Annotated in this window: 15 protein-coding genes; 12 read left to right on the top strand and 3 right to left on the bottom strand. The window is 40.0% G+C overall.

Annotation, left to right across the window (positions count from 1 at the left end):
• Positions 1-145: 145 nt before the first annotated feature.
• From J1N10_RS08265 to J1N10_RS08245, 5 genes are all read left to right on the top strand, one after another.
• A complete protein-coding gene (locus J1N10_RS08265) occupies positions 146-2,134 on the top strand; it encodes a DUF4954 family protein (RefSeq protein WP_262326221.1) in 1,989 nt (662 codons plus the stop codon).
• Between the two features lie 24 nt (positions 2,135-2,158).
• A complete protein-coding gene (gene nagB / locus J1N10_RS08260) occupies positions 2,159-2,965 on the top strand; it encodes a glucosamine-6-phosphate deaminase (RefSeq protein ID WP_262326220.1) in 807 nt (268 codons plus the stop codon).
• A gap of 182 nt (positions 2,966-3,147) precedes the next feature.
• Positions 3,148-4,983 carry a glutamine--fructose-6-phosphate transaminase (isomerizing) gene (gene glmS / locus J1N10_RS08255; RefSeq protein ID WP_262326219.1) on the top strand — a complete coding sequence of 612 codons (1,836 nt, stop codon included), beginning with the start codon at positions 3,148-3,150 and terminating at the stop codon, positions 4,981-4,983.
• Positions 4,984-5,148: 165 nt separating this feature from the next.
• The gene (locus J1N10_RS08250) at positions 5,149-5,631 is read left to right on the top strand and encodes an arsinothricin resistance N-acetyltransferase ArsN1 family B (protein WP_262326218.1); all 483 of its coding nucleotides are present in this window, start codon (positions 5,149-5,151) and stop codon (positions 5,629-5,631) included.
• 185 nt (positions 5,632-5,816) lie between these two features.
• The gene (locus J1N10_RS08245; protein WP_262326217.1) at positions 5,817-7,241 is read left to right on the top strand and encodes a glycosyltransferase family 39 protein; all 1,425 of its coding nucleotides are present in this window, start codon (positions 5,817-5,819) and stop codon (positions 7,239-7,241) included.
• Between the two features lie 331 nt (positions 7,242-7,572).
• Here J1N10_RS08245 and J1N10_RS08240 read toward each other — a convergent pair whose 3' ends face one another.
• Positions 7,573-9,069 (bottom strand): M28 family peptidase, encoded by a 1,497-nt coding sequence (locus tag J1N10_RS08240; RefSeq protein WP_262326216.1) that lies wholly within the window; start codon positions 9,067-9,069, stop codon positions 7,573-7,575.
• A 327-nt stretch (positions 9,070-9,396) separates the two neighbouring features.
• On the opposite strand from J1N10_RS08240, the gene J1N10_RS08235 reads away from it, so the two are divergent.
• Positions 9,397-11,871 (top strand): FAD-dependent oxidoreductase, encoded by a 2,475-nt coding sequence (locus J1N10_RS08235; RefSeq protein WP_262326215.1) that lies wholly within the window; start codon positions 9,397-9,399, stop codon positions 11,869-11,871.
• Between the two features lie 147 nt (positions 11,872-12,018).
• Here J1N10_RS08235 and J1N10_RS08230 read toward each other — a convergent pair whose 3' ends face one another.
• Together J1N10_RS08230 and J1N10_RS08225 are read right to left on the bottom strand one after the other, a co-directional pair.
• A complete protein-coding gene (locus J1N10_RS08230) occupies positions 12,019-14,076 on the bottom strand; it encodes a M16 family metallopeptidase (RefSeq protein ID WP_262326214.1) in 2,058 nt (685 codons plus the stop codon).
• Between the two features lie 73 nt (positions 14,077-14,149).
• Positions 14,150-15,481, bottom strand: a complete 1,332-nt coding sequence (locus J1N10_RS08225; RefSeq protein WP_262326213.1) for a M16 family metallopeptidase — start codon at positions 15,479-15,481, stop codon at positions 14,150-14,152.
• Positions 15,482-15,718: 237 nt separating this feature from the next.
• Between J1N10_RS08225 and J1N10_RS08220 the strand changes: the two genes are divergently transcribed.
• From J1N10_RS08220 to J1N10_RS08195, 6 genes are read left to right on the top strand one after another with little or no spacing between them, the layout of a single operon-like run.
• Positions 15,719-16,216 (top strand): DUF6452 family protein, encoded by a 498-nt coding sequence (locus J1N10_RS08220; protein ID WP_262326212.1) that lies wholly within the window; start codon positions 15,719-15,721, stop codon positions 16,214-16,216.
• Entirely contained in the window at positions 16,191-16,880 is a 690-nt protein-coding gene (locus J1N10_RS08215; protein WP_262326211.1) for a DUF6048 family protein, read from the top strand. Before J1N10_RS08220 ends, J1N10_RS08215 begins: the two co-directional genes overlap by 26 nt.
• Positions 16,881-16,884: 4 nt before the next feature.
• Complete coding sequence (locus tag J1N10_RS08210; RefSeq protein WP_262326210.1) at positions 16,885-17,823, top strand: glutaminase; 939 nt, start codon at positions 16,885-16,887, stop codon at positions 17,821-17,823.
• A gap of 12 nt (positions 17,824-17,835) precedes the next feature.
• A complete protein-coding gene (locus J1N10_RS08205; RefSeq protein ID WP_262326209.1) occupies positions 17,836-18,270 on the top strand; it encodes a DUF417 family protein in 435 nt (144 codons plus the stop codon).
• 26 nt (positions 18,271-18,296) lie between these two features.
• Positions 18,297-18,878 carry an LOG family protein gene (locus J1N10_RS08200; protein WP_262326208.1) on the top strand — a complete coding sequence of 194 codons (582 nt, stop codon included), beginning with the start codon at positions 18,297-18,299 and terminating at the stop codon, positions 18,876-18,878.
• 54 nt (positions 18,879-18,932) lie between these two features.
• Complete coding sequence (locus J1N10_RS08195; protein WP_262326207.1) at positions 18,933-19,967, top strand: DUF4271 domain-containing protein; 1,035 nt, start codon at positions 18,933-18,935, stop codon at positions 19,965-19,967.
• Positions 19,968-19,993 lie beyond the last annotated feature (26 nt).

The following is a 19,993-nucleotide window of genomic DNA, read 5'->3' as shown; positions in this document are numbered from 1 at the left end:
TTACAAAAATACCTCTTTCTAATCCTTTGGAAAGGCATTCGGCATTTACGATTTTATTATAAATAGCTTTCTTTTCATTCTCGTAGTATTTTAATAGTCAATTCTTTCCTACATTCGTTCACTGAATTATTGTTTAACTGAGAGAATGAGCAACTACCGGGTATTAACCCCAGATGAAATTAAAGTACTTGAAGCGCGCCATTGTATTTGTGCAAATTGGTCGAAAATTTCAGTGGACAAAGATTTTGAAGCTGAATCTTTACGCAATGTTTCTTTATCTGGAGAAATTAAGTTGGGTACTTTTAAGCGGACATTCACCTTTCCGGGTGGTGTTGAAAAGAAAGCTGGGATTTCAAATGCAACGCTTCACAATTGTACCATTGAATCTGATGCCTACATCAATCAGGTTAAAAATCATATAGCCAATTACCATATTCATTCTAATGTGGTGATTGAAAATGTTGATTCAATCATCACTGAAAAAGAGAATTGTTTTGGTAATGGGGTGCAGGTTTCGGCATTAAATGAGGCCGGCGGTCGTGAAATAGCCATATACGATGAATTATCAGCTCATACAGCTTATATCATGGCAATGTATCGTCATCGTCCTGAAGTAATAGAAAAGCTGCAGGATTTGATTAATAAGTACCGTTCTGGTGTTTGCAGTGCTATGGGAACCATCAGCGAAGGAGCGCAACTAATTAATTGCCGGACAATAATTGATACAAATATTGGCGCATCTGCTAAAGTAGAAGGCATTTATCGCTTATGCAACGGTTCCATTAATAGTTCAGCCAAGGCGCCCAGTTATTTCGGTCCCGGGGTGATTGCCGAGGATTTTATTGCAGCTTCGGGCAGTATTGTCAGGGATAGTGTGTTGCTTTCCAAATGTTTTGTTGGTCAGGGCTGTGAATTGGGTAAGCACTATTCCGCCGAAAATTCAGTGTTCTTTGCCAATTGTCAGGGATTTCATGGAGAAGCTTGTTCCATCTTTGCTGGTCCTTATACGGTTACGCATCATAAATCGACCTTGTTGATAGCCGGTTATTTTTCGTTTATGAATGCCGGAAGTGGTTCTAACCAGAGTAACCACATGTATAAGTTAGGGCCTATTCATCAGGGGGTAGTAGAGCGAGGTTCGAAAACAACCAGTGATTCATATCTCTTGTGGCCGGCACGCATTGGTGCTTTCTCGTTGGTGATGGGGCGTCATTATCGTAACCCGGACACATCGCAGCTTCCGTTTTCTTATTTAATCGAAAATAAAGACGAAAGTATATTGGCGCCTGGCGTTAATTTACGTAGTGTGGGTACTATTCGTGATGCAAGAAAATGGCCCAAGCGTGACAAGCGAACGGATGATAAGTTGCTGGACTTCATCAACTTTAACTTATTGAGTCCTTTTACCATTCAGAAGATGATTAATGGTAAAAAGGTTTTGAAAGAGTTGACGCTTTCTTCGGGAGTCACTTCAGACTATTACATGTACAATAGTGTGAAGATTGCTAATTCATCGTTAAATCGTGGAATTCAATTATATAACACGGGAATTATAAAATTTTTAGGTAATGCGCTGATAAAAAAGCTGGAAGATGTTATCTTTGAATCGTTAAGTGAATTAAGAAAAAGCCTTTCGAAAACTTCCGATTATGGTGATGGGGAGTGGATAGATATGGCTGGTTTGCTTGTTCCCAAAGAGCGGGTAATGACCTTGCTCGATGATTTGCAAAAGGATAACATATCGGATTTAGATGAGCTAAATAAGCGATATGCCGCATTGCACGACAACTATTTTGATTATACATGGACCTGGTGTCTGAAAGTTTTTAAAGACGAATTTGAGTTGGATTTTCAAACCGCTGAAATTGATCAGATTCTTTCTTTTGTAGACAATTGGAAGAAATGTGTAATTGATTTAGATAATATGGTGTATGCCGATGCCCACAAGGAGTTCACACTGAACAACCAGACGGGCTTTGGTATTGATGGATCGGAAGAAACACGTATCTCTGACTTTGAACAAGTGCGAGGTGAGTTTGAAAAACATCCATCAGTTCAAGACATCAGTAATCACATCAGGGTAAAAAGCAGACTGGCTGAAGAACTGAAAGAAAGGCTTATCCTCTTGAAGTAGAGAATAAACCTTAAATAGATTACTATGCGATTAATCATCGAGCCAGATTATCAACTGGCTTCTTCATGGACAGCAAGTTACATTGCACAAAAAATTAACAAACACCAGGGCGATAAGCCTTTTGTTCTGGGATTGCCAACGGGCTCGTCTCCATTGGGGACATACAAAGAACTAATCAGACTGAATAAGGAAGGAAAAGTATCGTTCCAAAATGTGGTGACTTTTAATATGGATGAATACCGCGAAATACCTCGCGAGCATCCGCAGAGTTATTACACATTTATGTGGGACAACTTTTTCAGCCATATCGATATAAAGCCTGAGAATACCAACTTGTTGGACGGACAGGCCGAAGACGCTGAAGCAGAATGCCAGCGTTATGAAGATAAAATTAAGGAGATGGGCGGTATCGACTTGTTTTTAGGAGGTATTGGTCCTGATGGACACCTGGCTTTCAACGAGCCGGCGTCATCATTAAGCTCCCGTACAAGGGTTAAAACGTTAACCTATGATACCATTTTAGCGAATTCGCGTTTCTTTGATAACGATCCGAATAAAGTGCCAAAAACCGCTTTGACAGTGGGTGTGGGTACGGTATTAGACTCAAAAGAAGTGTTGATTATTGTGAATGGTCATAACAAAGCAAGAGCTTTGCAACATGCTGTAGAAGAAGGAGTCAATCATATGTGGACCATTAGTGCATTGCAGATGCATCCTAAAGGTGTTATTGTTTGTGACGAAGCTGCCACCTACGAATTAAAGGTGGGGACTTATAATTATTTCAAGGATATTGAAAAGGACAATTTAGCACCCGAAAGTCTATTGAAATAGCAAGAAGGTATTTAAGCCTTTATCGGTATAACACACATTTGTTTGAAGAGGAACGTCTGCTGGATGTTCCTCTTTTTCGTATCTGCAGCTTTAAGAAGAATTTATTTAATACTGATTTAAGAATACTATGTGAGGAGAAGAAGTCTTACATCTTATGTCTTTTATCTTGATACTTAAAAAATATGTGTGGAATTGTAGCATACCTTGGAGGAAGAACAGCTTATCCGATTATTGTTAAAGGCCTACAGAGATTAGAGTACAGAGGATATGACTCGGCAGGTTTGGCGCTTATCAACAGTGAAGTCAATGTTTATAAGTGCAAAGGTAAAGTAAAGGATCTGGAAAATCATGCCAAAGGAAAATCTATTTCAGGTTCGATAGGTATGGGGCATACGCGTTGGGCAACACACGGCGAACCAAGTGATAACAATGCGCATCCACATGTGTCTCAAAATGGCAAATTCATTGTCGTGCACAACGGAATCATCGAAAACTATGCACATCTGAAAAAGGAGTTGATTAGTCGTGGGTATGAATTTCAGAGCGAAACAGATACGGAAGTATTAGCTAACCTAATCGAAAATATTTACCTCAATAAAAAGGTAGATGCCGAAATGGCCGTTCGTCTGGCTTTAACAAAAGTGGTTGGGGCCTATGGCTTGGTAATTACCTGTACCGATGAAAAAGACCAGTTGATTGCGGCTCGTAAAGGCAGTCCTTTAGTGATTGGCGTTGGTGAGAAAGAGTACTTCTTAGCTTCGGACGCCACACCAATAGTAGAATACACCGATCAGGTTATTTACATGAATGACGAAGAAGTGGCCGTCATTAAAAAAGATAAACTGACACTGAAGAGCATTCAGAATGATGCCTTGAAGCCTAAGATACAAAAGGTTAACCTGACTATTGATGAAATCGACAAAGGTGATTTTGAGCATTTTATGCTTAAAGAGATTTATGAGCAGCCTATTTCAATTGAAGATACATTCCGTGGACGTATTGCCATGGATTACTCGAGAATATTCCTGGGAGGTATAGCCGACGTAATGCCAAAATTGACACAGGCCAAACGCATTATAATTGTGGCTTGTGGTACATCGTGGCACGCTGGTATTGTGGGCGAATATTTATTTGAAGAGTTTGCCCGTATTCCGGTTGAAGTGGAATATGCCAGTGAATTCCGTTATCGAAATCCGGTTATCAATGAAGATGATGTGATTATTGCCATTTCGCAAAGTGGAGAAACAGCTGACACCTTAGCGGCGATTAAAATGGGCAAAGAGCAAGGTGCGACGATTCTAGGTATCTGCAATGTCGCAGGTTCTTCCATCCCACGCGAAACACACGCGGGTGTTTATACCCATGCCGGTGTTGAAATTGGCGTTGCATCAACCAAAGCCTTTACATCACAGGTAACGGTTTTAACCATGATGGCTTTCTTATTGGGCAAAACAAAAGGCCATTTGAAAGATGCTGATTACAAGGATTTAATTGGAGAATTAACGCAAGTGCCAGATAAGATCAGAACCATTTTGGAGGCAGAAGGAGAAATTAAAAAAATAGCCGAAACCTATAAGGATGCTAATAATGCCTTATATCTTGGAAGAGGTTATTTATTCCCGGTGGCGTTGGAGGGAGCATTAAAACTCAAGGAAATTTCGTACATTCATGCCGAAGGTTATCCGGCGGCAGAAATGAAGCATGGACCTATTGCACTTATCGATGAAAACATGCCGGTTTTTGTATTGGCTACCAAAGATAAGTCCTACGAAAAAATTGTAAGTAACATTCAGGAAGTGAAGGCGCGTAACGGTAAAGTTATTGCAATTGTTACCAAAGGTGACGATGTGATTAAAAAGATGGCCGACCACGTAATTGAAGTGCCCGATTGTCACGAAGCGATTGCACCTTTACTAACATGCATCCCGCTTCAATTTATTTCGTACCACATTGCGGTTATGCGTGGCTGTAATGTGGATCAACCGCGTAATCTGGCTAAGTCAGTAACCGTGGAATAATTAAATTGCATTACTTCGTTGTCATTCGTTCTTTGAATGACATTCATTGTAATATTTTAAGGTTTATCTCTCAGTAAAAGCCCGTTTGAAACGTCATACGGGCTTTACTTTTTTTGTTGATTTTGTGTATTTTAGTCAGATATTATGAATTAATACCCATCATGTATGATACGCCTTGTTCAAATGGAAGATGCACCCGTCATTGCAGCCATTTATAACCATTATATAAGTCATAGCATTTCAACCTTTGAACTCGAACCCATTGAAATGGCCGAAATGGCCAGGCGTATTAAAAGTATCAGTCGGCAATATCCTTATTTTGTTTATGAAGAGGATAATCAACTATTAGGCTACGCCTACGCCAGCGAGTGGAAATCACGTAAAGCTTATTTGCAAACTGTGGAAAGCTCCATTTATTTACATCCAGAAGCACAAGGAAAGGGTATTGGTACAATGCTTTATACCCGCTTAATTGATGAGCTTAAAACATTGAATATCCATGCTGTTATTGGCGGTATATCTTTGCCCAACGAAGCCAGTATTGCCTTACATGAAAAACTGGGCTTCGAGAAGATTGGCCAGTTTAAAGAAGTTGGTAGAAAGTTTGATAAATGGGTGGATGTGGGGTATTGGGAGTTGGTGCTGTAAGAATGCTATTATTGATCGTTGTAATGAATAATTTATGATATTTTAGTGCTTGATTTATTGAAGTACCTATCATCATGAAAAATCGCTTATCAAATTGGCTTAACCGTCATGTAACGCCGTCTTTTTATTTTGTATTATTATTTATTGTTAGTGTATCTTTCCTTCACGCTCTAAGCTTTGATAAAATGCCAACCAGCGTACATGCTTGGGCGCAGAGCGATCATTATGCTTTAGCATTGGGCTTTCTTGATAATGGGTTTGATTTCTTTCATCCACAAACGTATGCTTTGAGTCACCAATTTCCACCTGCAAAGGATTTAAAGGTGGCTGCAGGAATTACAGCAGTTGATTTTCCAGTTTTACACTATGTTGTTGCTGTTTTTATGAAAGTAACAGGCGACACTAGCCCCTGGATTTTTAGATTAATTTCACTAATGGTGAGTTTTATTAGTCTGTTATTTGTTTTCAGGGTAATAAACAAGGTTAAGGGCTTTTGGTTGGCACTGATTGCAGTCGGTTTCGTTATGTTTCAGCCTATATATGTCTATTATCAAAATGGATTTCATGTTTCATCTGCAGCATTTAACGTTCAGTTGGTTGGTATAGCATGTATGCTGAACTATCGTCATTTTAAGGTTCAGAAAGCATTTTATTGGGGTATTGTTTTTTTAACGCTTGCTGCATTGATGCGTTTTACACAGATTATTACCTTAATTGCTATTTTTTGGGCAGTACTTGTACAAGCCTATCAGGAACGAAAATTTGATAAACGATTATTTCTGATTGGATGTGGCTTATTGCTTGTGGGTGCCTACTTCGTTTATAACAAATATCTAAGTTACCTATATGGTTCTGTTTTTTTAGGAAGTCCATTGCCAGCTGATTCAATTAGTGATTTGCTAGTGCAGTTATTTCGTATCGGGAAGTCTTACTTGAGAGGCTTTCTTCCATTTATGCATTTGTTAGGATTCATTATAGTTATTTCCTTGTATTTAAAACAGAAAGGACGGGATATCAAAGTTGATGAGTGGAACTTGTGGCTATTATTTTCGTTCCTGGGTACAACGATGTTTACATTAATAATGTCATGGAGTTTATCAGCTCATGATTACTATTCATTGGATACCTGGTTAGCTCCCTTGGTTTTAGCTTTTATCTATTGTTTGTGCAGTTTAAATCTGGAAGAGTATAAAACGGGAATTGTCGGGGTGGTTGCTGGATTGTTCCTGGTTGGCACTTTTTCTGTTGCTCTTGAACACCAGGTCCGAAAGTATGATGATAAAGTGGAGATAAGAGGGGCGGATTTGACCATTAAAAATTTTACCGAAAGCGCAACTTTCCTTAATTCGTTGATTCCAAATGACGCGAAGGTTTTGATTATAACTGGAACAGGTTGGAATACTCCCATGATGGGATGGCAACGACCAGCTTACAGGATAGCATGGAAGTTTGAGGAACAAATACCAGACTATCTGGGTCAGGATTTTGATTTTATTGTAACACAAAACCAATATTTCGAAGGTGAGGTTATTGATAGTTATCCATCATTTAATTCACATGTAGAATTATTAGACACCAATGAAAAAGTCAGTGTTTGGACAAAGAAGTAATGAGAATTTAAAATGTAATCGTCATTATCCAGTACAATTTGTATCGACACTTTTTTTAGTTTCTCCCCGATACAGCGTATATCGTCAACTTTGTACCTGGAGATGGCGATACAACTTGTATCAGCACTTTTTGCTACTAAAATGAGTGGATACAACTTGTATCCGTCCATTTTATTACTGAGCCGGGCCGATACAACTTGTACCGGGACTTTTTAGTGCTCAGGCAGGTCGGTACAGCTTGTATCGTTGAGTTTTGGCCCCGGGATGGCTAAACACACCGTGTATCGATGTGGAATAAAAGAAAAGCCCGGTTTTATACGGGCCATTTTCACTAATTTTCTTCCATTACTTCATTTAAATCAATGCTGTCGGCGTTGGCCAGGGAGTAAAGTCCAAGGTAAAGCCACTTACTCACATCCTCCATTATTTCTGGCACCAGTGTTTCGGGCGTATCAGCCGGGTGATGGTAATACAGTTTTTTAACCCGGTCGGTGCAGTGCACGCTGAGCGCTCTGTAGCCTTCCTGCAATAAGGCCATGCCATCGGTGCGCGGGCGACCTTTATAGCTGCGGTTTAAATAACGGGTTTTAAGTGGTCGGTGAATGTAGTTGGTGTTGGCGGTTTCAAAATGCTTATAGATGTCGGGGAAAGATGAGCCACCACCAAAATACAAGCCGGTTCCGTTGCCCACCATATCGAGGTTAATATAACAGATGGTCTTTTCTTTGGGAAACAATGGATCTTTGGCATATTCGCGTGCGCCCAACAATCCTTTTTCTTCAGCGCCAATAAAAAAGAAAGCAATGGTGCGTTTAGGAGCTGGTAAGTTGGACAAGGCTCTGGCGGCTGCCATAATATCGGCAACACCCGATGCATTGTCCAGTGCTCCCGGAAACAACTCACCCAAATTACCCTGTCCATCCAAATGGGCACCAACCATTATTACTTCATCTTTCAACTGTGGATCGGAACCTGGAATTATACCGATAACATTGGCATACGAACCATTGGCTTTATACTCGGTATCTGCTGTAATATTTATAATATGTTCTAGTGATTGACTTTGCGGTTTATTCTTGGTTTTTAACGCCTCTGTTATGTTTTTATAATCCTTATTTCTTGCAAAAAAGAACTCTTCTACCACTTTCTTATCAATATGGCAGTAAACAAGTCCTTCATGGTATTTCATGCCAGGACTAGCTAGTTTGGAGATGTATAGAACCCCCTTGGCACCGTGCTTCACAGCGTTAGTCATTTTCTCAGACGAACCAGCATATTCGGCCCAGTCGTTCCATTCTTTTGCTGTTTCAGGTTGGGGGTGACCGGGTTCAATCAAAACAATTTTACCCTGTACATCCACATTTTTGTAATCGTCGTAGTTGTGTTGAGGTGCTGTGATGCCATACCCCACATAAACCAGTTCTCCTTTAACTGTTCCATTGGCTGAGTTGGAGCCAGGAAAGTAATGTTCAGGAAATGAATATGTCTTTTCAATAGTATTACCTTTTTTATCGACGAATGTTGCAGAAAATGAGCCTATCGACTTTACTACGGTGTAATCTTGCGGAAAATGCTTGAAATATGTTTGGCCGTAACCAGGTGTAATATCCCACTCTTTTAAATGAGCAGCGACCCATTCTGCCGACTTGGTGTAACCCGGACTTCCGGCCAGGCGACCATCGAATTGTGGTTCTGAAAGCGTTTTGGCATAACCAAAAACTTCTTCAGCCGTTATGCTGTGAAAATGCTTTAAAATCTCAGCTTCATCCTGCGCAAGAAGTGATGGCACCCAAAATAATACAAGTGATAAGAGTAGTAAATTTCTCATAGTGTTTGATATGGAGGTTTAAAATCTAAAAGTAGCATAAAACTCTGAACTGGCATGGGTGCATCAAACGTATTTACAGCATCTGTCGATGCAATTCACCAACTCCAGGGCATTTCACGTAATTACATTGATGAGCTAGAGCAGGCAGAGTCTCCACGGCTATCCTGCTTTTAGCGTGGAAGATAAACGTTTTTATTTGGCTGAGTTATGAACATATGTCAAAAATAATTTTGATAATATAACATATAGATATGTAGATATAAAGAAATATATCTACATTTGTACATGTTAAATAATCAAATCAAATGACATTATAATTATAGAGGTATGAAGTATTTAATTGTAGGAGGAGTTGCAGGAGGAGCTACAACGGCTGCTCGTTTGCGTAGAATCGATGAGCAAGCTGAAATTATCATGTTTGAGCGTGGAGAATACATTTCATACGCCAATTGTGGTTTACCTTATTATATAGGAGGCACAATAAGTGAGCGTGAGAACTTGTTTGTTCAGACGCCAGAGAGCTTTGGGAAACGGTTTAATATGGAGGTGCGCACTCAACATGAAGTGGTTGCGATTGATAGAGAAGCCAAAGCGGTAAGAGTAAAAAAAGTAGCTAGCGGTGAGGAATATACCGAAACGTACGATAAGTTAGTGTTATCGCCTGGTGCCGAACCTGTAAAGCCACCACTGCCGGGCATTAATTCAGAGGGGATTTATACCTTAAGAAATGTGCCGGATACAGATGTTATCAAGGCTTATATTGACAAGCACAATGTTCAGCACGCAACAGTTGTTGGGGCTGGTTTTATTGGGCTTGAGATGGCAGAAAACCTACATGATTTAGGTGTCCGTGTAACCATTGTGGAGATGGCCGAACAGGTGATGACACCTTTGGATTATTCGATGGCTACCTTGGTGCACCAGCACCTTAAAACGCAGAATGTTGAGTTTTACCTGAATACAGCCGTTAGCTCTTTCTCCAAAAAAGATGGTGAACGTCTGAATGTACACCTAAATACAACACGCACCATTGAGACCGATTTGGTTATTTTGTCGATTGGTGTTAGGCCGGAAAGCAAGCTGGCAAAAGAGGCCGGACTAGAAATTGGTGATACACACGGCATTGTGGTAAATGAATACCTGCAAACTTCCGATCCGGAAATATATGCCCTGGGTGATGCCATTGAGTACGAAAACCCAATCATCGGGAAAAAGATGATCACCTATTTGGCAGGACCAGCTAACAAGCAAGGCCGTATTGTTGCCAACAACCTGGTGCGTGGGAATGAGCATATGTACAAAGGGGCAATTAACACAGCTATTGCCAAGGTGTTTAAACTGACAGTAGCATCTACCGGTGTATCAGGTAAGTTGCTTGGTGAGCATAATATCCCGCACATTGATTCTATTACTCACTCGTCATCACATGCCGGTTATTATCCGGGTGCTGAACCGATGAGTATTAAAATATCATTCGATCCGAAGGACGGACGATTGTTAGGGGCTCAGATTGTGGGTTATAAAGGTGTGGATAAGCGCATTGACTTATTTGCTGAAGCGGTGCGAAATAAGTATACCGTGTATGATTTGACGGAGATAGAACACGCGTATGCACCACCATATTCATCGGCTAAAGACCCGGTTAATATCGCCGGTTTTGTGGCTGAAAATATTCTGAATGGTACGACGAGAACAATCTGGTGGCGCGACTTGGTGGCCGGTAAAACGGATGATTATTTTGTTGTAGATGTGCGAACCAAGGATGAAGCAGAACTCGGCGGTATAGAAGGTTCACTAAATATTCCTTTGGATGACATACGTGAGCGTATGGGTGAAATACCAAGGGATAAAAAAGTGGTGCTGTATTGTGGAGTTGGCCTCAGGGCGCACGTTGGATGCCGCATTCTGATGCAACGCGGTTATGATCAGGTGTTTAACCTTTCCGGAGGTTTAAAAACCTACGAGCACGCTATTCAAAAGCAAAGCAACGAAGATATTTTTGCCAATAATTACATTGGTAACGATGATAATATTTATCGTAAAACAAAGCAGCCCGAAGAACAGCAGGCTGATGTGCAGGTAACCGTAGAAGCCGATGCCTGTGGTTTACAATGTCCAGGGCCAATCCTGAAGCTGAAGAAAACTATGGATACGGTGCAGGATGGTGAAAGCATTAGAATTAAAGCATCCGATCCTGGTTTTTTCAATGATGTAAAAAGCTGGGCAAAAATGACTGGCAACCAGGTAGTGGATGTGGCGCAGGATGGTTCGATTATTACTGCTGTTGTTAAAAAGGGTTCGAAGGTATTGGCACCAAGTCGAACTGTACAGGCTACCAAGAAATCTTTAATTTGTTTTAGCGATGACCTGGACAGAGCATTAGCCACCTTTGTTATTGCCAATGGAGCTTTAGCGGCAGGTCATGAGGTAAGCATATTCTTTACTTTCTGGGGATTAAATGTGATAAAGAAAACGGATGCTCCAAAGCTTAAGAAGGATGCCATCAGTAAAATGTTTGGCAAGATGATGCCATCATCAGCTCGCGAACTGACCCTTAGTAAAATGAATATGGGGGGAGCCGGTACTAAGATGATGAAAAATATTATGAAGAAGAAGAATATTGATTCTTTGGATAATTTAATACAATCGGCTATTGATGGCGGAGCGAAATTCATTGCCTGTCAGATGAGTATGGACGTGATGGGCGTACAGAAAGAGGAGCTGCTCGATTCGGTTGAAATTGGTGGAGTGGCAACTTATTTGGAGCAGTCAGAAGACTCAAACTTGAATTTGTTAATCTAATCAAAAACAAAACAATAAAAGAAAAGGCGGCCAATATGGCCGCCTTTTTTACTAGCAATCTTCAAACTATCAATCTAACTTTGTCCGAAATAATAAATCAGATTCTTAAAAACTATGATTGCTTCGATACCTGTTCCATGCCAATGTTTAGATATCGAATTTATTTGCGTCAACACCTTCGTTTACTTTAATGGTTTCAAACACAATGTCGAATGACTGTGGGCCTACCACTTGTGTCATTTTCTTTGGGAATTTAACGCCATTTACTTCTGTGTATTCACCATATGTACTGGCCATCGTTCCCTGAGGAGTTGTGCTTACTTCTTTCACTTTTAAACCAGTTGAACGGCTATAGAAAACGGTTTGTTCTTTACCCGATGGGTTAACAATTTTCATTTTAACCACATCTTGTCCGTCAACATTATCCGCACCAAGTAACTCTAGTTTGTAACCTAACTCAGTATATTGTGTTTCTGGGAACAAAATTGATTCAGTTTTCATGTTTTCTAACATTTCACCTTCAATCTTTTGCTCGCCCATTGGGCTTACCACCTTACCAGCTTCGCCGTTAAATACCTGCTTCGAAACCAGGTTGTCCTGCATGTAGGTTTCAACACATTGGTGATTTGGACGGCGGCTGTAAATTTTCATTTTTAATGGCATGCCTTGTACGCTCATGCTTCCTTCCATGGCGTATTCATTAACAGCATTAAGCGCATCGGCACCACCAATGGCGTTAACGTATTTAGCAATAACTTTTTCAGCTGTTAAATCGGCTGGTAGTGGCATCGCCTTAACTACATTGCCATAAAAATCATACATCTCCACTTGACCATCTTGAGCAAATTTTGAAAGACTAGCTTTCATATTTGGCACATCACCAACGGCAAGAATTAATGCATTATTGGGCTTCAAATATTTTTCAGCCATAGCTTTAACATCTTCCGGAGTCACAGCATTTAGCTTTTCAAGATAAGTCTCGTAATAGTCAGCAGGCAGGTTATACTTTTCAATGTTTAAAGCAAAACGTGCAACAGTGGCAGGATCTTCCAGTGAACGCGAGAAGCTTCCGGTTAATGAGTTTTTAACCATCGTTAAATCTTCCACAGGAACCAATTCAGTGCGCATACGATCCATTTCATAAATAATTTCGGTGAAAGCGCTGTCGGTAACACTTGTGCGAACATTGGCACCAGCATTGAATGAACCAACTAATTCATCAGAGCTTAATGATGAGTAGGCACCATAAGTAAAGCCTTTGTCTTCACGTAAGTTCTGGAATAAACGAGCGCTAAAAGAACCACCACCTAAAACCTGGTTCATTACGCGTGCTTTGATAGCATCCGGATTACCTGGCTTAAGATCGACATTGTATGATAATGAAATGGTTGATTGTGTAGAACCATCCTTGTTGGCAACAACCACTTTAGGTTGTTCAAAAGCTTTAGGCATATCATACTTGTAAGTAGGTACTTCTTTTGATTCCCACTTGGCAAAGTATTTTTTAGCCTGTTTTTTAGCCTCCTTAACAGAGATATCACCAACAATGACCAAATAAGCCACATTTGGTCGGAAGTAGGTGTCATAATATGCTTTTAGGTCATCAACAGTGATGGCTTCAACCGTTTCATCGGTTAAAATTTCGCCATAAGGGTGGTCTTTACCGTAGCGTAAAACACTCTTAATGTTAGAAGCAATGGCATTAGGGTCGTCTTTTTGAGATTGTAAACCAGTCAGCATTTGCTTTTGGGCTTTCTCAAGTTCTTCGGTAGGAAAAGAAGGATTGTATAAAACGTCGGTCATTAGGTCAAGAAGTTCGCCTGAGTGTTTCTTAAGTGAAGAAGCATACATGCCTGATGAATTGGTTCTTAATCTCGCACCAATAAAATCAACGGCTTCGTCAATTTCTGCTTTTGTGCGGTTGGTTGTTCCGGTGCTCATTAAATCACCAGCCATACTGGCATATCCGGCTTTGTTTCCTTCAACTATCGGGTCAAGGTCAAGTGACAGAGTATAGGAAACAACAGGAACTTTATGATTTTCCACCACAAATACTTTAAGCCCGTTTTTCAATTCAAAGGACTTTGCTTTACCAATGTTTACCTTAGGTGCAGGGCCTGGTTTGGGAGGAGTACTTCTATCTAACTGGGCATTTATATTAAAAGCAACAAGAAGCGCTAATAAAAATAAAACTGATTTCTTCATTCTGTTTTGTTTTTTGAAACCAATTAATCTTGGTTTTATCTTTTTATAATCAGTAATCTAACTCTATGTGTAATTAGTTTTGCTGCGATTTAGGCAAATAATACAATACTACACGGTTATCTTTTGTGTAATACTGATTGGCCACACGTTTAATGTCTTCACGTGTTACCGCTAAATACTTATCCAATTCTGTATTAATTAAATCAGTATTATTGAAATAAGTATAGTTGGTTGCCAGATTCTCAGCGCGGTTTGCCAGCTTTACATTTGATTGTACAAATGAATTTTCTACCTGATTACGAAGCTTTTGGAATTCACGTTCTGAGATAAGCTCATTTCTTACTTTAGCTACTTCTGCATCAATAGCAGCCTCTAAATCCCCACAGTCAACTCCCATATTAGGCAATGCATACGTTAGGGCTAGTGAAGGATCCTCATAAGGAAATGCGAACGAGCCTGCCTGTAATGCTTTTTGCTGCTCATCAACCAACGACTTGTACATGCGTGAGCTTTGTCCACTGGAAAGCAAAGTGTTTAACATGCTAACTGCATAATAATCATCGGTTCCGATAGCTGGAGTGCGGTATGCTTGTGCAATTAAAGGTAATTGAACGTTATCAAAAATGGTGTCACGAACTTCGCCGCCAAGTGGCTTTTCAACAATGTTAGGGCGATAAATTTCTTTTTTACCCTTAGGGATTTCATTGAAATATTTGCTTATCATTTGTTTGGCATTGTCATATTCAATGTCTCCGGCAATTACTAAAACTGCGTTGTTGGGCACATAAAACTGATTGTAGAAATCAACGAAATCTTGATCTTTAGCTGCAAAAATGTGGTCGGCAGCTCCTAAAACACGCCATTGATATGGATGTTCTTTAAAAGCACGTTTCGTAATTTCTTCAATTAATGTTCCGTAAGGTCGGCTGTCAACTGTTTGTTTCATTTCTTCAGTTACGACCTGTTTCTGAGTTTTGATACCAATTTCATCTACTTTGGCATGTAGCATTCGTTCCGACTCTAGCCATAATCCCATTTCTAACTGGTTCGATGGCATTATTTCGTAATAGTAAGTACGGTCGGTAGATGTATTGGCGTTTAATGTACCGCCGGCACGCTCTACGTAGTTAGAATATTCGCCACGAGGAATGTTAGCAGTACCTTCAAACATCAGGTGCTCAAAAAAGTGTGCGAATCCGGTAAGTTCGGGGTTTTCATTTTTCGAACCTACATGATACATGACTGAGACGGTCACAATTGGGGTCGATTTGTCTTGATGCAAGATAACGTGTAAGCCATTATCTAAATCATATTCTTCAAAGCTTATTTTATTCGATTGGGCCTCAATGGCGCCAACGCCGGCTAAAAAAAGCGAAAGAGCCAATAATAAAAAACGGTTCTTCATATTCAAACTTCTAAGTTTAAGTTAATGACGCGATTTTATCAATTAACAGACCGAAAATTACAAGTGTCAGAAAATGAGCACCTAGTGAATAAGAGAGCTTGCTGGCGATTGTTCGTTAATGAACAATAATCTGTTCGAATTCGTACATTAAGGACACTTTTATTTTTTATAATATTTTTTCGTCTTGTTCACTTCTTTCTTATTCCTTCCTGTTATTTTTGTAACAAAGCTTTTAGAATGAAAACAAAATGGATTGGACTGCCACTTTTAGTATCTCTTCTTGTATACATGGCCGCCTGTGATGAAAGCGATTTATGTTTGTCGGGGCAAAATGCCATTCAGGCCGGGTTATACTCAGCCGCATCGGGTGAAGAAAGTGATACAACATTAACCGGTGTGTATTTGTGGGGTTTAGAGGCAGGTACTGAAATTGCAAAAGAAGTATTAATTGATAGTGCAAATGTTTCAGGCATGTATATACCTACTGATTTGGACAGGGATACAACAAGCATTGTGCTGCGCGAGAAAACAGGACCAAGTGACTTACGGGATACAATGGTTTTTGTTTACGAACGTCATTTGAATTATGTATCGGGAGAATGTGGGTTCTCTTATAATCTGAAATTAGATACGGTTCTATACACCATCAATTTAATTGATTCGATTGTTATTAGCTACCCGGATGTATTGTATAACGAAACTCTTGAAAATGTTAAAATATATATTGAGCCTTAGTTTGTTGGTTTGTTCGTTGAGCAGTTTTGCGCAACAGGGTAAGGAAATGACAAAAGAGGAGAAAAAGCTGGCTAATAAAGGTAATCCTGGTTTATCTATTGGAATTGATCTGGCACCATTTATTAATCATATTTTTTCTGATGAGCGGTTTGGCGTGGAGGCTAATGCGCGTTATACCATCAACCGTAAGTGGCAAATTGCCGCCGAACTAGGATATGAAAATGTGGATTTGGACAATGATAAAATGACCTATACTTCAGATGGTAGTTTTATCAGGACCGGAATCGATTATAACCTGTTTCGCGTTGAAGAGATAGGCAATAACGATAATATTTTATTGGGTTTCAGATATGGCGTGGCTGTTCAGGAGCAAAGTTGCCCTCGCTATGTTGTAAAAGAAGACTACTGGGGCGATGTAACCAATTCATTAGGTTCGTCAACGGTGGGATCGCATTGGGCTGAGTTTGTTTTTGGTTTGCGCTCTGAGATAATCAAGAATTTTTACATGGGATGGTCTGTTCGATTTCGTACGATTGTTAATGTGGGCACGGAAAATGAATTAGAACCCTATTCAATACCAGGTTACGGGAGAAGGGATCGCACAACAAACATGGGATTTACATACACACTAGAGTATCATATTCCATTTAGCAAGAGGAAATAAGCTAATGACTGATGTGAATTTGAAGGATACTGACTGGCAATTGGTTATTAATCAGATTACTGATGAGGTAAAACCATTATTGCAGCATGGTAAAGTAGCAGATTACATACCAGAACTGGCAAATGTGGATAGTAACTCTTTTGGAATATCAGTTAGCTTGCTTGATGGTCGCGAATATACTTGCGGCGATGCACAAATGAAATTCTCGGTTCAGAGTATCTCAAAAGTGTTTAGTTTAACCAAGGCCTTTTCTATTCTTCAGGATGATCTGTGGAAACGGGTTGGGAAAGAACCTTCTGGTAATCCTTTCAACTCGCTGATTCAGTTAGAAAATGAAAATGGAAAGCCACGGAATCCCTTTATCAATGCTGGAGCCATAGTTGTGGCCGATTGTGTTGTAAGCCATACCGAAGATTCACTAAATACCATTATCAATTTCATTAGAGAGCTGGCTGGCAATAAAGACATTAAAATGAACCATGCCATGTTTCGTTCCGAAAAAGCATTTGGTCACCGCAATGCTGCACTGGCTCATTTTATGAAAAGCTATGGCAATATTGAGTCTGATGTTGATGAAGTATTGGATTTTTATTTTGGTCACTGTTCCTTGTCGATGAGCTGTGAAGATGTATCCCGTGCTTTTCTGTTTTTGGCCAACCATGGTATTCATCCAATTAGCAAGCGAAGATATTTAACAGCGAGCCAGGCCAAGCGCATCAATTCGCTTTTGCTCACTTGTGGTACTTATGATGCGGCTGGTGATTTTGCATTCAGAGTAGGATTGCCGGGTAAGAGTGGAGTAGGAGGTGGCATAGCTGCCATTATCCCGGGTTTGTTATCCATTTGTGTGTGGAGTCCGGGTTTAGACAAACACGGTAATTCGCTGACAGGTGTTAAAGCCTTGGAGCTGTTTACCACCAAAACAGGAATTTCCATCTTCTAAAATGAAAAGTATATGATTGCCAAAACATTTAAAACGGCTGGTCAATTTATATTACGCTATGGTTTAGCCATTACTTTTATCTGGCTGGGCTTAATGAAATTACGAAATAGTGAGGCTGATTATTTAAAGCAAGTATTGTCAAACTCCTCTATGTTTAGCTGGATGTTAAAGTATATCACGTCGTATGCTTTTTCTCAAATGCTGGCCTATCTGCAAATGATAATTGGTGTTTTAATAGCGCTTAAACCGGTGGCACGAAAAGTGTCGTTTTGGGGAGGAGTTGCCGCAACTGTTATTTTATTGATAAGCGTTTCAACGCTTTTTACATCATCATATGTCTGGCAGGCTCCATACGGTTTTCCAGAGTTGTCAAAACTCGGACAAAGCATACTGAAAGATGTTATTCTGTTGGGAGGGGCCATGTGGTGTGTTGGTGATTCGGCCTGATTGTTATGGACTTAAATTGATTTTAGATGAAGAATGTTACTGTATTTTGTGCATCGAGCCCCAAAGTGGATGAGGTATACATGAATGAAGCAGCCTTATTGGCTGAAGAATTGGTAAAATCAGGTTATGGTATTGTCTATGGAGGTGGCGCAGTTGGTTTGATGGGAAGTTTGGCTAATCGGGCTTTGGAACTTAATGGGCGAGTTAAAGGGATTATTCCACATTTTATGGTTGAAGTGGAGTGGGAACATAAAGGCGTTAAGGACATGGTTCATGTGGAAGATATGGCAGAACGTAAAAAGCTTTTAATCAATGAAAGCGATGCCATTGTTGTGCTTCCCGGGAGTGTTGGGACTTATGAAGAATTATTTGAGGTTTTATCGCTAAAGAAATTAGGCCAGGTTCAGCATCCGGTTATCATTGTAAATACAAAAGGATATTTTACACCACTTGTTCAGGCTCTTGAAAAAATGATTGATGAAGATTTTATGCGCGAAGAACACCGGGCATTATGGCATGTGGTTGATTCGGCTGCAGAGGTGTGTGATGCAATAGAGCAAGTGCCCAGTTGGAGTGCTGACGCCTTGAAGTTTGCCGCTGTGAAGTAAGGAGTAAGTATAAAACCTTGACAATTTTAGTTACTTTTGTTGAAATTGCTTTCGATGGGGGAGACAGCATTGACATATCAGCAAGTACAAGGCGTAGAAAACCAGCAGGTTGTTAACAAAGATAGTTTGTCAACAGCCACGAGTCTGCGTACCCCAATTCAGCAGTTGGAGATCAAAGAGCCTCGCCATCTGCAAACACAGCAAGTGGTAAAGCCGAAAAAGGTAGTCTATCGCACCTGGTCAGTTGAAGACTCCATTTATTTTAATCTTAAAAAAAGTGACCAGGTCATCAATCAGGTGACACAAGTTAGTGCGAGTGACGTTAATGTTGTAGCAGAGGAAATAGCTCCAGTAGAGCCGAGGCCGGAAAATGTTGTTAAAGAAGAAACAAAGCCCGAAGTAGTAGTACCTTCCCCTCCGGTTGTTGCCCGTAAAAGTGCACCATTTGATGGCTCTAAAGAGTGGTTGTCAGGTTTTATATTGTTGGCAATAATCATTGCTGGTTTTGTTAAACTTTCAGCAGGGAAATATTTAAGCGAACTATTTTCATCCATCCGTTACCAACAATCGGCCACTAAATTGTTTTCAAGTGGAAACCTGCAAAATCAAAAACCATCAGTGGCACTAACTTGTTTATTTTTTCTTTCAACCTCCATGATGTTGTTTGAATTTGCTCATATAGCAGGAAAGAGTCCGCAACAAGTCAGTTCGTTTGTTTTTTTCCTTTTGGTAATAGCAGCTGTCATTTCTTATTTCTTCATAAAAAACGTTTTTTACCTGTTTGTAGCATCGGTTTTTGATGTTCAACAACCGACAAAAGAGTATTTATTTAACGCCAATATGTTGAGTAAGGTGTTTGGAATGGCCTGTTTGCCCATTGTGGCAGTGGTTCCTTTTGTGGATGTATTAACTGCTACATTCCTTTTAAAAGCAGGGCTGGCGCTGTTTCTAATCATGTATGTGGTTCAATTACTTCGGGGGGCAAAAATTATTTTACATAGCCCGCTTTCAATTTTTTATATGTTTTTGTACTTTTGTGCCCTAGAAATTTTACCCTTGTCAATACTTATTAAGGTAATGATATACTAGGGAATAGTAAATGAGGTAAAGGTTTA

The sequence above is a fragment of the Carboxylicivirga litoralis genome (genome assembly GCF_025499605.1).
Classification (GTDB): domain Bacteria; phylum Bacteroidota; class Bacteroidia; order Bacteroidales; family Marinilabiliaceae; genus Carboxylicivirga; species Carboxylicivirga litoralis.
The sequence above is the reverse complement of the archived record's forward strand: the minus strand, read 5'-3'. Positions and strand labels throughout refer to the sequence as shown.